15 protein-coding genes are annotated in these 14,991 nt (G+C 59.6%); 13 read left to right on the top strand and 2 right to left on the bottom strand.

All coding sequences use genetic code 11. The features are described from left to right. Nucleotides 1-48 precede the first annotated feature (48 nt). The 4 genes from CAL20_RS12790 to CAL20_RS12775 all read left to right on the top strand — a co-directional run bounded on the left by CAL20_RS12790 (nucleotide 49) and on the right by CAL20_RS12775 (nucleotide 3,464). Nucleotides 49-879 (top strand): SPOR domain-containing protein, encoded by an 831-nt coding sequence (locus CAL20_RS12790; protein ID WP_094838034.1) that lies wholly within the window; start codon nucleotides 49-51, stop codon nucleotides 877-879. Continuing rightward, a complete protein-coding gene (locus CAL20_RS12785; protein ID WP_094820789.1) occupies nucleotides 876-1,364 on the top strand; it encodes a CvpA family protein in 489 nt (162 codons plus the stop codon). Before CAL20_RS12790 ends, CAL20_RS12785 begins: the two co-directional genes overlap by 4 nt. A gap of 23 nt (nucleotides 1,365-1,387) precedes the next feature. After that, nucleotides 1,388-2,911: an amidophosphoribosyltransferase gene (purF, locus tag CAL20_RS12780; protein ID WP_094820790.1), complete on the top strand. Its 1,524-nt coding sequence runs from the start codon at nucleotides 1,388-1,390 to the stop codon at nucleotides 2,909-2,911. Between the two features lie 88 nt (nucleotides 2,912-2,999). Next, a complete protein-coding gene (locus CAL20_RS12775; RefSeq protein ID WP_094838381.1) occupies nucleotides 3,000-3,464 on the top strand; it encodes a disulfide bond formation protein B in 465 nt (154 codons plus the stop codon). A 969-nt stretch (nucleotides 3,465-4,433) separates the two neighbouring features. Here CAL20_RS12775 and CAL20_RS12770 read toward each other — a convergent pair. Both CAL20_RS12770 and ugpQ read right to left on the bottom strand, forming a co-directional pair. Further along, nucleotides 4,434-5,291 carry a 23S rRNA (adenine(2030)-N(6))-methyltransferase RlmJ gene (locus CAL20_RS12770; protein WP_094838033.1) on the bottom strand — a complete coding sequence of 286 codons (858 nt, stop codon included), beginning with the start codon at nucleotides 5,289-5,291 and terminating at the stop codon, nucleotides 4,434-4,436. A 15-nt stretch (nucleotides 5,292-5,306) separates the two neighbouring features. Next, nucleotides 5,307-6,053, bottom strand: coding sequence for a glycerophosphodiester phosphodiesterase (gene ugpQ / locus CAL20_RS12765; protein ID WP_373558293.1), 747 nt, complete (start codon nucleotides 6,051-6,053; stop codon nucleotides 5,307-5,309). A gap of 254 nt (nucleotides 6,054-6,307) precedes the next feature. Between ugpQ and CAL20_RS12760 the strand changes: the two genes are divergently transcribed. From CAL20_RS12760 to CAL20_RS12720, 9 genes are all read left to right on the top strand, one after another. Continuing rightward, nucleotides 6,308-7,213 (top strand): branched-chain amino acid ABC transporter permease, encoded by a 906-nt coding sequence (locus tag CAL20_RS12760; protein WP_094821366.1) that lies wholly within the window; start codon nucleotides 6,308-6,310, stop codon nucleotides 7,211-7,213. Further along, complete coding sequence (locus CAL20_RS12755; RefSeq protein WP_094838031.1) at nucleotides 7,213-8,157, top strand: branched-chain amino acid ABC transporter permease; 945 nt, start codon at nucleotides 7,213-7,215, stop codon at nucleotides 8,155-8,157. Before CAL20_RS12760 ends, CAL20_RS12755 begins: the two co-directional genes overlap by 1 nt. Nucleotides 8,158-8,159: 2 nt before the next feature. Then, on the top strand, nucleotides 8,160-8,900 hold the full coding sequence (locus CAL20_RS12750) for an ABC transporter ATP-binding protein (RefSeq protein WP_094821364.1): 741 nt from the start codon (nucleotides 8,160-8,162) through the stop codon (nucleotides 8,898-8,900). A gap of 3 nt (nucleotides 8,901-8,903) precedes the next feature. Continuing rightward, nucleotides 8,904-9,560 (top strand): ABC transporter ATP-binding protein, encoded by a 657-nt coding sequence (locus CAL20_RS12745; RefSeq protein ID WP_094821363.1) that lies wholly within the window; start codon nucleotides 8,904-8,906, stop codon nucleotides 9,558-9,560. A 125-nt stretch (nucleotides 9,561-9,685) separates the two neighbouring features. After that, nucleotides 9,686-10,438, top strand: coding sequence for an SDR family oxidoreductase (locus tag CAL20_RS12740; RefSeq protein ID WP_094821362.1), 753 nt, complete (start codon nucleotides 9,686-9,688; stop codon nucleotides 10,436-10,438). A gap of 199 nt (nucleotides 10,439-10,637) precedes the next feature. Beyond that, a complete protein-coding gene (locus tag CAL20_RS12735; RefSeq protein ID WP_094821361.1) occupies nucleotides 10,638-11,762 on the top strand; it encodes a zinc-dependent alcohol dehydrogenase family protein in 1,125 nt (374 codons plus the stop codon). A gap of 64 nt (nucleotides 11,763-11,826) precedes the next feature. After that, entirely contained in the window at nucleotides 11,827-13,134 is a 1,308-nt protein-coding gene (locus CAL20_RS12730) for an ABC transporter substrate-binding protein (protein ID WP_218830710.1), read from the top strand. A gap of 150 nt (nucleotides 13,135-13,284) precedes the next feature. Beyond that, nucleotides 13,285-13,764, top strand: a complete 480-nt coding sequence (locus CAL20_RS12725) for a VOC family protein (protein ID WP_094821359.1) — start codon at nucleotides 13,285-13,287, stop codon at nucleotides 13,762-13,764. 204 nt (nucleotides 13,765-13,968) lie between these two features. After that, complete coding sequence (locus tag CAL20_RS12720; protein WP_094821358.1) at nucleotides 13,969-14,925, top strand: Hint domain-containing protein; 957 nt, start codon at nucleotides 13,969-13,971, stop codon at nucleotides 14,923-14,925. The last annotated feature ends 66 nt before the right edge of the window (nucleotides 14,926-14,991 follow it).

Raw genomic sequence — 14,991 nt, 5'->3', positions numbered from 1 at the left:
CGGCAGTCGGGGCGCAGGCTCCGGTCAGGTCGCAAGGAATTCCTGCCCATGGGATTTTTCACTCGCAAAGACTCCGCCTCTCAGGCATCGCCCTCTAGACCGCGTCCGTCGGTATCGAGCGAAGCCCAGGCGGCAGAACTCCGTGGGCGTGCTCGCCGGCGGTTAGCTGGCGCCGTCGCGCTGGTGCTCGCAGCTGTCATCGTGCTGCCGATGGTATTGGACTCCGAGCCCGTACCAGTGGCGGACGATATCCCCATTCGTTTGCCGGATCGCAATACGCCTTACCAACCACAGGTTTCGCCACCGGCCGTGGCCGACGCGGGCAATGCTGCCACGGGTACCACGCCAGAGGGCACCGCGGTCACACCGCCTGCGACGACTCCCGCAGAGCCGCCGGCCGTTCCCATGCCGCCCGACGTCTCTACACCGCCCGAGACGCCGCCGCCTGCCACCGCTCAGCGCCCCGAGACACCGCCTGCCGCGGTGACCCCGCCCAAGCCGCCGGCGACCAAACCGCCAGTCACGCCGCCCAAGCCGCGCGACGACGACGGTGCGCGGGCGTTGGCGCTGCTGGAGGGCCGTTCTCCTACAGACACGCCTGCGCCAGCTGCACCCAAGCCGGCCGCGCCTAAGCCCGCCGCCAAAGGCAATTTCGTCCTGCAGATCGCCTCGTACGGCGCCCAGGCCGATGCCCAGTCGCGACGTACCAAGCTGCACCAGGCCGGCGTCACCAACGCCTTTGTCGAACAAGCTTCCGTTGGAGGTAAACAGTCGTACCGCCTGCGCGTGGGGCCATTCCCGTCGCGTGAGGCAGCCCAGGCCGCTCAGGCACGCCTGCGCACGCTGGGTTATGACAACGGCTTCATCGCCAGCCAGTGACCGGTTTCGATTTCGTCGTGTTGGCCATCCTGGCAGCCTCTGGTCTGCTGGGGTTGGTACGCGGCCTGCTGAAAGAAATCCTGTCGTTGATGGCGTTTCTGTTGGCCTTCGTGGCAGCGATCTGGTGGGGGCCCTCTGTATATGGCTGGATTGAACCCTATATAGAGACTCCGATGCTGCGTATGGGTATTGCGTACGCAGCGGTGTTTATTTTGGTGTTGCTAGGGGTAGGGCTGCTCAATATGACGTTGGCTGCCCTGATCCGTACGACCGGCTTGTCGCCGGCAGATCATGGCCTGGGCGCCGTGTTCGGCTTGGCGCGAGGTTTGTTGTTTGTGTTGATATTGGTGGCGTTGGGCGGCTATACGCCGTTGCCGCAAGAGCCCTGGTGGCAAAACGCCATGTTTTCGCATTCGGCCACCGAGGCCGTCAGGCATATCAAGTTGTGGTTGCCGCCGTCATTGGCGACGTGGCTGCCCTACTAAGTTTCGTTTAACGGGAAATCACCATGTGTGGAATCATCGGGGTCATTGGGCGCGGGCCGGTCAACCAGCTGCTCTATGACGGTTTGCTGCTGCTGCAGCATCGTGGCCAGGACGCGGCTGGTATTGCGACGTCGTCCCAAGGCAGCCACTTCAACATGTTCAAGGCCCACGGCCTGGTGCGGGATGTTTTCCGCACCCGCAACATGCGATCGCTGCCCGGTACCAGCGGTATCGGTCATGTGCGCTACCCCACGGCGGGCTCCAGCGCCAGCGAAGAAGAAGCGCAGCCGTTCTACGTGAACGCCCCGTTCGGCATCACTTTTGCCCATAACGGCAATCTGACCAACTGGCGCGAGTTGCGCGAGTCGCTGTATCGCGATGACCGCCGCCACATCAATACGAATTCCGATTCCGAGGTGCTGCTCAATGTGCTGGCGCACGAGCTGCAGTCGGCTGCCACGGGCGTGTCGCTCAATGACGACACGCTGTTTCGCGCTGTCGCAGCCGTGCACAAACGGGTGCGTGGCGCTTATGCTGTCGTGGCCCAGATTTCCGGCTATGGCATGTTGGCATTCCGCGATCCGCACGGCATTCGTCCGTTGTGTATCGGCCGCCAGGAAACCGATGAGGGCGTCGAGTGGATGGTCGCTTCGGAATCGGTCGCCCTTGAGGGTAGCGGTTTTGCGTTTGTGCGCGACGTCGAGCCGGGCGAGGCGATTTTTGTCGATCTGGACGGCCGCATGGTCAGCCGCCAATGCGCTGAAAATCCGCAGCTCGTTCCGTGTATTTTCGAATACGTGTATTTCGCACGTCCGGATTCGATGATCAATGGCGTGTCGGTGTACGACGCCCGTCTGCGCATGGGTGAATACCTGGCCGACAAGGTCGCGCGCAATATGCGCCTGGGCGACATCGACGTCGTGATGCCGATTCCGGATTCGTCGCGTCCTGCCGCCATGCAGTTGGCCGCCCGTCTGGGACTCGATTATCGCGAAGGCCTGATCAAGAACCGCTACGTGGGCCGTACGTTCATCATGCCGGGCCAGGCGGTGCGCCGTAAGTCTGTTCGCCAGAAACTCAACGCGATCGGCAGCGAGTTCAAGGGCAAAAACGTGCTGCTGGTCGATGATTCCATCGTGCGCGGCACGACCAGCCGCGAAATCGTCGATATGGCGCGTGCCGCTGGCGCAAACAAGGTCTACTTCGCCTCTGCTGCGCCTCCAGTGCGCTTCCCCAACGTGTATGGCATCGATATGCCTACGCAGAGCGAGTTGATCGCCACCGGCCGTTCTGACGAGGAAATCGCGCGTACGATCGGTGCTGACGGGTTGATCTATCAAGACCTCAGCGATATGCAGCGCGCGGTCACGGATATCAATCCGGCTCTGACGCGTTTTGAGTCGTCGTGCTTTGACGGTCAGTACGTGACCGGCGATATTACGGCGGAATACCTCGAGCGCCTGGGCCAATCGCGTGGCGACCCAGGTGGCGATGAGTCTACCGGCGGGCTGCAGTTCAACATGGGATATTCGTCGAACGACGCCTGATACGGCGCATGATCGGTCTTTCCTTTCTGTAACGATGCCGGGCTGTGGTATGGCCCGGCATCATATTTTTTACCTCGGTGCACATTACATGCAATCTTCTCGTCGCCTGTTATGGCTGATCGCCATTCTCTGCTTTGGTGCGTTGGGCGTTGCCCTGGTGTCGCAGCATGTGTATGACATGCCGCCTTGCGCATGGTGTGTGTTGCAGCGCTTGATCTATCTGACTATCGGCGTGATTGCTTTGATCGGTGCCAATGTGCGGGTGCTGGCTCGGTTGTGCGCGGGGTTGGCGGCCTTATTGAGCGTCGGCGGGATTGCTGCGGCTTGGTATCAATATGATGTGGCGGCGCATATGTTTTCTTGCGATCAGACGTTTGCGGATCAGTTCATGAGTGCGTCGGGGTTGGATGGGGCGGTGCCTTGGCTGTTTGGGATTTATGCCAGTTGCATGGATGCCATGGTGGAAGTGCTCGGGGTGGAGTATGCGCTCTGGAGTTTGAGTTTGTTTGTTTTGTTGTTGTTGGCGAGTTTGTGGGGGATGTTGCGGAGGTAATCGCGCAGGACGGGGGGATCGAGTGCTATTGGACGTCGAGGCGGGGCAGTGACCGTGTTGGCGCTTCACGTGGCTGGTCGGCCGCCTGCGCGTCCGACACCGCTTCGTTCACCTCGTCCGCGCCTGCGCGCTCCCTACGGTATCCACTCGCTCGGCCACGAGGCGCGCCAACACGGTCACTGCCCCGCCTCGACTCGCAGTATCTCTGATTCCCTCGTCGCTGGCACGGGTGGTCTACGTAGGCTTCGTAGGAACTGGCTTTTGCAAGGATGAAGATCTTGCAGGGCTGCTATTCATGGCCGCCTACGGGCGCGGCCATGAATAGCGTGCGTGATCTGCATGCGAAGGCTTTGGCATCGGAGATGAACAGAAGATCTCTCGAGCTAGGGCGTCGTGACACATAGAGACTTACTACGCATCGTCGGATGCGCCACATGCGTCATGCTCTACATCTCGTCGTACGTTCTACGTATCATCGTCGCATGCATCAACTCTAGCCAAGCAGATCTTCCAACTTGGCACCACGCCACCCCGCCGCATGCCCGGACCGATCGCTATTCGCGCGTGTGCAGGGCACGCGCGAATAGCAGCCCTGCAAGATCTTCCTCTTTGCCAACACGGTCACAGAAAAACGCCAAGCAAGACAGCCGTGCCAGCGATGTGATGAGCTTGAATTACTGCGAGTCGAGCCGAGGCAATCGGGCCGTGAGGGCGCCTCAAAGCCGAGTGGAGCGGATACCGAAGGAAGCGCGAAGGCGCGGACGAGGTGAGCGAACACGGTGTCCGGCGCCCGCGCGCCGGACCGGCTTTGTGAAGCCCTCACGGCCCGATTGCCTCGGCTCGACGTCCATAAGCACGCCACCCTCCCCACGACTATTCAGCACCAACTAGCCAATCGGTGAACGCGGGTGCCGCACGCTGCGACGAGTCAATCGTATGAGGAGAGGCTGCGGACTGCCAGACGGTTTATCAGTCTGTACGATGCTGCAGGCTGTAGGTAGCGCGGTCGTCTTGCGCTAGCAATTTCGTCAGGACGGGCATCGTTTCTTTCAATGCCGCGTGCAAGGTCCAGGGCGGGTTGACGATGAACATGCCGCTGCCATGCAGGCCGAACCCATCGGCTGCGGGTCGTTTTACCGTCAACGATACGTGCAGCCAGTTTTTGATCGGCAGGTTTTCGAGGTGGCGAGGCATTTCGGTAGCCTCGCGCCGTTGAACCAGCGGATACCAGACGGCATAGGTGCCGGTGGCAAAACGCTTGAGGCCTTCCTTGACGGCGTTCAGAGTGCGTTTGTAGTCCTGTTTGTCCTCGTATGAGGGATCGATCAGCACCATTCCACGCCGCGTGGGCGGGGGCAATAGTGATTTCATGCCTTCGAAACCGTCGGCCGCGAAGATAGTGGTTTGACGTAATGCGACGCGGTCGAGTTTCTCGAGATTGCTGGCCAAGATGCCGGATTCGTTCGGATGCATTTCGAACAGCCGCAACCGGTCGCGGTCGCGCAGTGCGTCCAATGTCAGCCAGGGCGAGCCGGGGTAATGACGCAAGCGCCCGTTAGGGTTATAGCGCCGGACTTGGGCGACGTAGTCTTCCAAAAGCGGCGGCAGGTCTTTCAGGTCCCACAGGCGGCCGATGCCATCGGCAAATTCGGCGTTCTTGTTGGCCCATTCGCCATCGAGCGCATACAAACCTGCGCCAGCATGGGTGTCGATGACCCAGTAGGGGGTGTCCTTGCGGTTCAGATAATCCAGCATTTGAACCAGCAGCGCGTGCTTTAACACGTCGGCATGATTGCCGGCATGGAAAGCGTGTCGATAACTAAACAAAATAATTTCCTGTCGTCAGGCAAGAGGGGAAATACTGGCCAGCTCGTCGGTGAAAATGGCGTCCATGCCCCAGGATAGCAGCAGTTGCGCGCGCGCCGGCTCGTTGACGGTCCAGGCGGCGATGCGGTAGCCCGCGGCGTGTACGTCCGCGATCAGTTCAGGCGTGGCATCACGCTGATTGATGTTAAGGGCGACGCAATCATACTTGGCCAAGCGTTCACGCCAATCGACGGGCACTTGTTCGACCAGCAGGGCCCTGGGCAATTCCGGTGCGGCGGTCTGGGCGGCGGCCAGAGAGGCTTCGGAAAACGAGGACAGCAAGGGCGCGACGGTGGCGCCCTGCCAGAGCGCCCGTGCTGTTAACGCTACTGCGGTGCCGGTTTCGGCTTCGCGGCCGGGACTGGGTTTGATTTCGACGTTGCAGGCAATGTGGTTGGCAATCGCGTAGCGGGCTACGGCCTGAAAGCTGGCAACGGGTTCGCCCACATAGTCCGGTGAATGCCAGCCGCCCGCGTCCAGCAACACCAGTTCCGTGTAGGGCAGGGCGCCAGCAGGACCACAGCCGTCTGTTGTGCGATCCAGGTCATCGTCGTGCAACAGAAAGGCGACGTTATCGCGACTGAGTTTGACGTCGAACTCGACCATGCGAAAACCATGCGCTGCACCCACGCGCATCGCAGCCAATGTGTTTTCGGGCGCCAGGCGGCCGCCGCCGCGATGAGCAATATGGGTGGGATATGGCCAGGAAGCGGACATAGGCATGATGGTGTGATAGTGAAAACGAGACTGAATAAAGGCCGAGATTGCAAGAATAACCCTTCAGGGTTCATTAAGCTGGGTTTCCAGAAAATTAAATAGGTCCTGACCGGGGGGTATACCTATACTTTGTCACCACAACAGAGAAGGGTGTGACTCACACCCGGGTAACCCCCTATCGCTGTGTATGTACGACCTTGTTTATCTGCAGGACAAGGCCTCACGTTCCAGCGGTATTCCATAAAAGAAGGAGACAAGGTTTGACCTGGGATCTACTGCCTCTGGCCTTGGTAGACGGCGTGGCTTATGCCAGCCTGCTATTTTTGGTCTCGATGGGCCTGACGCTGGTGTTTGGCGTCATGGGAATACTGAACGTCGCTCATGGTGCGTTTTATGCGTATGGCGGTTATGCGGCGGCCACTTTTGTCATGGCGCTCGCGCCGCATAGCGAATCCCCCGTTTTGTTGTTTGCGGCTCTGTTCGCGGCCGCGATTGTCGTGGGGCTGGTGTTAGGCGGCGTGATGGAGTTTTTGCTGATCCGCCGCGCGCAGAACTACGATCCCATCCTCAAACTGCTGCTGACCTTTGGGGCGTTTTTGATGCTGGAAGATATCCAGCGCATGATCTGGGGTGCGCAGCCCTATAGCGCCAGCGAGGTGGTAAACCGGCTGGGCAATATCGAGTTGGGCGACATCACCTACACGACGTATCAGTTGATCATCGTGCCGGTGACCGCCTTGCTGGCTTATGTGTTCCTGGAGTTTTTCCTGAAGCACACCAAACTGGGCAAGCAGACCGTGGCCATGACCCACCATCGCGAAGTCGCGACGTCCCTGGGCATCAACGCAAAGAAAATCGGCCTGGTGACTTTTGTGATCGCGACGATTCTGGGGGCTCTGGGCGGTGCGCTGGCGGCGCCCACGACCTCGCTCGTGCCTGGCGCCGGTACGGATATGACGGTGTTGTCCTTTGCTGTGGTAGCCACGGCAGGCCTAGGGCAGATCACAGGTGCGTTGATCGCATCGCTGTTGATCGGCATCATCCGCGCCATGACGGTCTACACCGCGCCGGAACTGGAAGTCGCAGTCCCTTACATCATCATGGTGCTCGTGCTGATCATCCGGCCGCATGGCTTGTTCACCGTGGCTCAAGCGAGGAGGATCTGATGAGCGTTCCTATCCTCAGCGTACTGGCCGCGCTTATCACCCTCATCGTGGGCTATAGCTTTTCCTGGACCATCACGCCGATTGTGATCGGGCTGACATACGCCATCGCTGCCCTGGGGGTCTCGATCATGGCGCGCGCGGGCCAGGTGTCGTTCGGTCATGCCATGTATGCCTGCATCTCGGCATATACGGTGGCATTCCTGGCGCGGGCCATGCCCGGCGCAGATGCGTTGTTATTGATCCTGGCGGGTGTCGTCGCCAGCTTCGCCGCTGCATTGATCGTCGGCTCATTTGTGGTGCGCTACCGGGGGATTTTCTTCGGGATGTTGAACCTCGCGCTCAGCATGGTGCTCTTTGCGTTGCTGGGCAAGCTCTATCACTTGACGGGCGGCTCAGATGGTTTGCGCATCGTGCGTCCTACCTTGTTCGGCATGGTTATGGAACGCGCGGCCTTTGAGCGTGGCCTGCTGGTGCTGACCTTGGTGTTGTCGCTGCTGCTGGCGTGGTGGGTACAACGTTATTTCCGTTCAGGCAGCGGGCAGGCATTGTCCGCCATCAAGACCAATGAGACTCGCATCGAGTACCTGGGCTTTTCGGCCTATCTGATCATGTGGAAGGGGTATCTGTTGTCGGCTGTGGTGGTGGGCATATCGGGTGCTTTGCTCGCCTTGATGCAGGGGTTGGTCACGCCTGAACTGGGTTCCTGGCTACGGTCAGGGGAGTTCGTCTTCATCACCATTCTGGGCGGTGCGGGCCACGCGGCTGGCGCATTCCTGGGTGCCGCCGCGTTCGAGTTCGTCAAGCTGGCGTCGGCCGCCTATTTCCCTGGACTGTGGCAGTTCCTGTTGGGGCTGACGCTGATCTTGGTGATCTTTATCTTCCCAACTGGCTTTGTCGGTCAGATCGTGAAGCGCATCGCCAACTCCAAACCGGCAAGGAACTGAGCATGGAACCGTTAGTGAAAACGACCGGCCTGACGCTCGCCTTTGGCGGCGTGGTGGCGGCGGACAATATTGATTTTGAGCTGCATGAGGGCGAGCGCCTGGCCGTGATCGGGCAGAACGGTGCGGGCAAGACCACGTTCATCAACATCTGCACCGGATACCTGAAGCCTTCAAAGGGCAAGGTGTACTTCAACGGCAAAGACGTGACCGGCATGGCGCCGCGCAGGATAGTGCGGCTCGGCCTCGGACGCTCGTTTCAATTGCCGCAGTTATTTACCGAGCATACGGTGCGCCAATGCGTGCAAATTGCCGCCGCGAGACGCAATAAAGACCTGAGCTGGTTCCGTGCCCTGGAGCACACCATAGATGGTCGCGAAGTCGATGCGACCTTGGATCTGGTGGGCTTGCTGCCGGACGCCGATGCGCTTTGCATTGAGCTGCCGGAGGGCAAACGCAAGCTGCTGGACGTGGCGATGGCTCTGGCCCTGCAACCCAAACTCCTGATCATGGACGAGCCCACCAGCGGCGTAGCCTCGGAGGACAAACACGGCTTGATGGAAACTGTCATGCATGCGCTGGACGAGCGCAGGGTGACGAGCTGGTTCGTGGAACACGACGTGGATATCGTATCTCGCTACGCCACGCGCGTGGCGGCGTGGATCGCCGGCAAGGTCGCTGCCGACGGTTCGCCCGAGCACGTCCTGAACCATCCGCAAATCAAGAGCGAAGTCCTGGGGGTATGAGCCATGTTGAATCTATCGGCCATTAACGTAGACCTCGCCGGCAATCGCATTCTGCGTGATGTCACCGCCCGATTCGAGGCGGCGAAAACGATCGGCATTGTGGGCCGCAATGGCGCGGGCAAGACTACGCTGTTGCGCACCATCATGGGCCTGACCCGGCTGAAATCCGGGCGCATCGAGTTCGACGGCATCGAACTCTCGGCATTGCCGGGACATCTGCGGGCGGCACACCAGATCGGCTATTCCCCCGAGGACCGCGTGATTTTTCCCACGATGACGGTGGAGCAGAACCTGCGTCTGCCTTGTGAAGTCCAGGGCCAGTCGAATGACGCGATCCGGCAACGTATCGACACGGTGCTGAAGGTCGTACCTCAGCTGGAACCCATGTTGGCGCGTTCCGGCGCGGCCCTGTCGGGCGGGCAGGGCAAGATGGTGGCGCTCGCGAGAGCGGTGATGGTGGGCACGCGCCTGTTGATGCTGGACGAGCCCTTTCAGGGGCTGGCGCCGAAGCTCGCGCGCGACTACACCGAGGCGCTGGCCCGGTTGAAAGACTTGCAACCTGATCTGTGTGTGGTGATTACCGAGTCCAATGTCAAACTGCTCGGCGATATCCCGGACCAGATCTGGACCATTGAACGTGGCGCGATCGCGCTGAATTGAGGTGAGACTTCATCGCAGGGCCGCATGTAAACACAATACGGGTGGCCCTCAGTGAATCGTGTTCTTGACACTGAAGACCATTTGGCAACACGGTAAGTAACCCCAGGCAGAAGACGGAGAGAGAGATGGGTCAATTACAAGGCAAAGTCGCCATCATCACGGGCGCAGGCAGTGGCTTTGGCGAAGGCATCGCCAAGCTGTTCGCCAAAGAGGGCGCTCAGGTCGTGATCGCCGACATCAATAAAAAGGCCGCTGATCGCGTGGCCGGCGAGATCGGCAGCGTCGCGCTGTCACTGCAGGCGGATGTCTCCAGCCGTGCGGACATCGATGCGATGGTCAAGCACACCCTCGAAGCGTTTGGCGGATTGGACATCGTGGTGAACAACGCCGCCATCACCCACAAAAACCAGCCCATGCTGGATGTGGATGAGGAAATGTTTGATCGTATGTTCGCGGTCAATGTGAAATCCATCTACCACATGTCGCAGGCCGTGATTCCGCACATGCGGCAGCAAAAGCGCGGTGTGATCTTGAACATCGGCTCCACCGCGGGCATTCGTCCGCGTCCCGGGCTGAGCTGGTACAACGCCTCCAAAGGCGCTGTAAACGTATTGTCCAAGTCGATGGCCGTTGAACTGGGGCCCGACAATATCCGTGTCAACGCCATTTGCCCGGTGATGGGCGTGACGGGCATGTTTGAGCTGTTCATGGGGCTGCCGGACACGCCGGAGAACCGCGCGAAATTCTCGTCCACGATTCCATTGGGCCGTTTCTGCCAACCGTCGGATGTCGCCGCGGCTGCGCTGTATCTGGCCAGCGACGCCGCGGAGTTCATCACCGGCGTCGAATTCCCGGTGGACGGTGGCCGCACGATTTGATGCAGAGCGGCGTGCTTTGAATGGTGTAGTCATGCGATCCTGTGTGGCACGATTGAAGGACGTAGTCATGCAGCACAGGATTCAGCGATTCGTATTGACAGGTACTGACGCATAGCTGGGTGCCTGAGGTTTTACATAGATGTGTCTTTGCTGCAGCCGGTTCGCAGCAGCCATGCGTTCAGATTTTTCGGAGTTGTCGATGAAAATCAAAGCCGCCGTTTTGCGCAATATGGGCCTGACTGCACCTTATGCAGACAGCCGTCCCTTGCAAATCACCGAAGTCGAACTGGACCCGCCAGGTTTTGGCGAAGTCTTGGTGCGTATCCGTGCCGCGGGCCTTTGCCATTCAGATCTATCCGTCATCAATGGCGACCGCCCACGCGGCCTGCCTATGGTGCTGGGCCACGAATCATCGGGTGAGGTCGTGGAGGTCGGGGCCGGTGTCACGGATCTGAAAGCCGGCGATCATGTCGCCATGGTCTTCGTCCCCAGCTGCGGATGCTGCCATCCCTGCCTGGAGGGCAGGCCGGCACTATGTGAACCAGGGGCGGCCGCGAATACGCAAGGGACATTGTTGAGCGGCGCGCGGCGTTTGCATGTCGGTGACGAGTATCTGAATCACCACACCGGTGTGTCGTGCTTTGCCGAATACGCCGTGGTGTCACGCCGTTCATGCGTCAAGGTCAATGTCGAACTATCTCATCGCGAGGCGGCACTATTCGGTTGCGCCGTCTTGACCGGGGCGGGAGCGGTGTTGAACCGCGCCCGCGTCAAGGCAGGCGACGATGTGGCGATTGTCGGTTTGGGCGGCGTGGGTCTCAGCGCCTTGCTCGCTGCCGTCGCAGCTGGCGCGCGCCGGGTAGTGGCGGTGGATCTGTCCGATGACAAACTGGCCTTGGCGCGTGAGCTGGGCGCCACGCATACGGTGAACCCCAAGCAGGTCAAGAGCGATGACGATCTCTATGACCTGGCTGGCGGCCGCGTGCACTACGGGCTGGATATGGCGGGCGCGGTGCCGGCGTTTGAAACTGCCTACAAACTGACTCGCCGGGGCGGTGCCACCGTTACCTCAGGCCTGCCGAATCCCAAACTGGGTTTCTCGCTGTCATTGTCGCAAATGGTGGGCGAGGAACGCGAAATCCGAGGCAGTTATCTGGGCTCGGGGGTGCCTGCCATCGATATTGGGCGCTATATCGATCTGTACAAAGGCGGCCGTTTGCCGGTAGACAAGATGATGGGCAAGTCCTTTACGCTGGATCAGATCAACGAAGGTTTTGACGAGTTGGCCACAGGGAGCAATCTGCGCGACGCGATTGTGTTTTAACGAGGGTGCATTTCATTACCCATTTGCATTGACAACATAAACCGTTGGACCAGGAGACAACACAATGAAGAAACTTTCCAGGCTGACCCCCATGCTGGGCGCCGTGCTGCTATCGAGCGTGGCGGCATTTGCCCACGCCGCCGACAAACCCAAAGAGCTCAGTGTCGGCATCTCGACCTATTTGTCGGGTTCGGCCTCGGTGTTCGGGATTCCCGCCCGCGATGCTGCCGAAATTTTGATCCAGGACATCAATGCCAATGGCGGCATCGATGGCGTGAAAATCGTGCCCAGCTATATCGACGAGGGCGGCGGCGGCGAAAAGCTGTTGACCGAGTATCGCCGTTTGGCCGAGGGCGGCACGCGTGTCATGCTGTCGGCAATTTCCAGCGGCCACTGCAATATCGTGGCGCCGGTCGCCGAGGACCTGAAGGTCCTGAACGTGCTGTGGGACTGCGGCACGGAAAAAGCGCTGGAGGGCAAGAAATACAAATACGTGGTCCGTACCCAGGCCAACGCCACCACCGAGATGGTGGCACAGGTGCTGTACCTGATGAAGGTGAAGCCGGACTTCAAGACCCTGGCCATCGTCAACCAGGACTACGCCTGGGGCCGCGATTCGCGCGACATCTTCATGGCAGCGCTGAAGAAATTCAAACCCGATGTGAAAGTCGTCGCCGAGATGTTCCCGAAATTCGGTGCGGCAGACTTCTCCACGGAAATCAGCCGCCTGCAGGCGCTGCGTCCGGACGTGATCCTGTCGACCTCATGGGGCGGCGATCTGGATAATTTCGTACGCCAGGCCTCGCAACGCAATCTGTTCAAGAACTCGACTTTCGTCCTGTCCCTGGCGGAAAGCTCGCTGGAGCGGCTCGGCAACGCTCTGCCCGAAGGCGTTTACGTCGGCGCGCGTGGCGATCATTATTTCCTGCACCCGGAAACCAAAGATGATCCCGCCCACCAGGCGTTCATCAAGAAATTCCATGACAAAACCGGCGCCTATCCGATTTACTCGGTGTACCACATGGTGCAAGCCCTCAATGGCCTGAAAGCGGGTTACGAAAAGGCCATCAAGGACAACGGTGGAGCATGGCCTACGCCCGAGCAGGTGGCCGCGGCGATGCATGACATCAAGTTCAAAGGCTTTGGGCGCGAGCTGACGCTCAATCGCGTCGACGGACAGAGCCTGGAGGCACAGCTTTTCGGCGTGACCAAAAAGAGCGACAAGTATCCGTTCAAGGTGCTGTCGGATATCACCATCGTGCCGGCCGATCTGGTCACCCCGGGCGTTGAGGAGACCTCGATGGGCTGGATCGAAAAGAGCTTGAGTGCCGAGGTGCTCAAGAGCGATCAGATCAAGGTTTATAAAGACTGATTGTTCTGCATGCCCGTGACATTCGGCGCCCGGCAATTTGCGGGCGCCGATTTTTTATGGGTCACACGATCGATACGGGATTCGCGCCGGAGACGATTTGCGTTACTTTGAGGGGGCAGATGACCCCGCATTTCTTTGAGGAGACGCGCAATGAGCAGCAAAAACACGATCTGTTTGTGGTTCGACCGCGACGCGTTGGACGCTGCGACGTTCTACGCCGAAACCTTTCCCAATAGCTCGGTGGGGGATATTCTCCGAGCCCCGGGCGACTATCCCGATGGCAAGCAGGGTGATGTCTTGACGGTGCAATTTACCGTCGCTGGCATTCCGTGCGTTGGCCTGAATGGTGGCCCGGTGTTCAAGCACAGCGAGGCGTTCTCGTTTCAGATCGCCACTGACGACCAGGCGGAAACCGACCGTCTGTGGAATGCCGTCGTCGGCAATGGAGGCCAGGAGAGCGATTGCGGTTGGTGCAAGGATCGTTGGGGATTGTCCTGGCAAATCACGCCCCGAGTCCTGCTCGAAGCCATCACCGATCCCGATCCTGCTGCTGCGAAGCGCGCCTTCGATGCCATGATGACAATGCAAAAAATCGATATCGCGACGATTGAAGCAGCGCGGCGCGGCTGAGGCCGGGGCAGGTCGAAACGTTCGGCGCCCCTGTTGTTCGGTAAGACGCCATCCTGAGGCGTGGATTGTCATCGCCTGTCGTGCCTGATGGATATTACATTTAGACAATTAATGTGATACTTTGCGGCTTCGGCCGCATTTTTGTCTTTTTATATCTGGTTGCGCTGGCGCTTGCCGTCTTTGCCGCGCGGTTTGAGGAATCGTATGAGCCAGTCGTTCACATTCACCCTTCCGGCCGGCAGTTTTGGGTATACGGTCTACACGGGTACCGAGTTCAGCCAATACACCGATCAGGTGGTCATCAAATCCCCGATAACAGAGACTCGCACCTATACTGTGACGCAAGACGCTGACGACGGCGCGTTCAGTACGGGCGATGCTGTTGATCTCTATGAAGACGGCGTTTATATCGGTTCCGGGACGATCGGCGGGGTGACGGGTACAGGGATCCTCCTCCATGTCGAAGGGGGATTCAGCGCAACCTATTTCACGACCGACCTGAGCGAGTCTTATGAGGTGGGAGACACATTTCCGTATTCCACCACGGATACATTTCCGGTCTGTTTCGTGCGTGGCACGTTGATTGAGACCTCCTCGGGGCCGGTAGCTATCGAAGAGCTTGTTCCAGGCAACCAAGTTCTCGGCAGTACGGGATGGCGTACGGTCAAATGGGTGGGTTGGCGCCACTATGGCGCGTTTGGACTGCGTACGCCCGAACAAAAAGCGCGCTGCGCGCCGGTACGTATTCGCAAGGATGCAATAGCTGATAATCAACCGGCACAGGATCTGCTCGTCTCACCTTGGCATCATCTGTACGTCGACGGCGTGCTGGTGCGTGCCCATGACCTGGTCAATGGAATCACGATCACCCAGGAAACGCAGGTCACAAGCGTGTCGTACTACCACGTGGAGTTGGATCAATTCGACGTGGTGCTGGCCCATGGCGTCTATTCCGAGTCGTGGGCTGACGGCGGCAATCGCGATTTCTTTCAGAACGTCGATGTCACCGCATTGCGCCCTGAGGACAAGCAACGCCGCATGGCGGACCGTCCCGGTTTCAAGGCGCTGCGTCAGGCTCGAGAGATCGCGCCGATCCATGGCCGTCTTGCGCAACGGGCGGGCGCATTGGCCCCGGCGCAGCGCTTATTGAATGCTGCTTGATCTGCACGGCGCTGAGCCTTTGCATCGGGGCGCCTGTAGCGCCCCAAAAAATGCAAGCTCCGCCTG

It is taken from the genome of Bordetella genomosp. 4 (genome assembly GCF_002261185.1).
GTDB lineage: Bacteria > Pseudomonadota > Gammaproteobacteria > Burkholderiales > Burkholderiaceae_B > Bordetella_A.
This window is presented reverse-complemented; position numbering and strand designations above follow the sequence as displayed.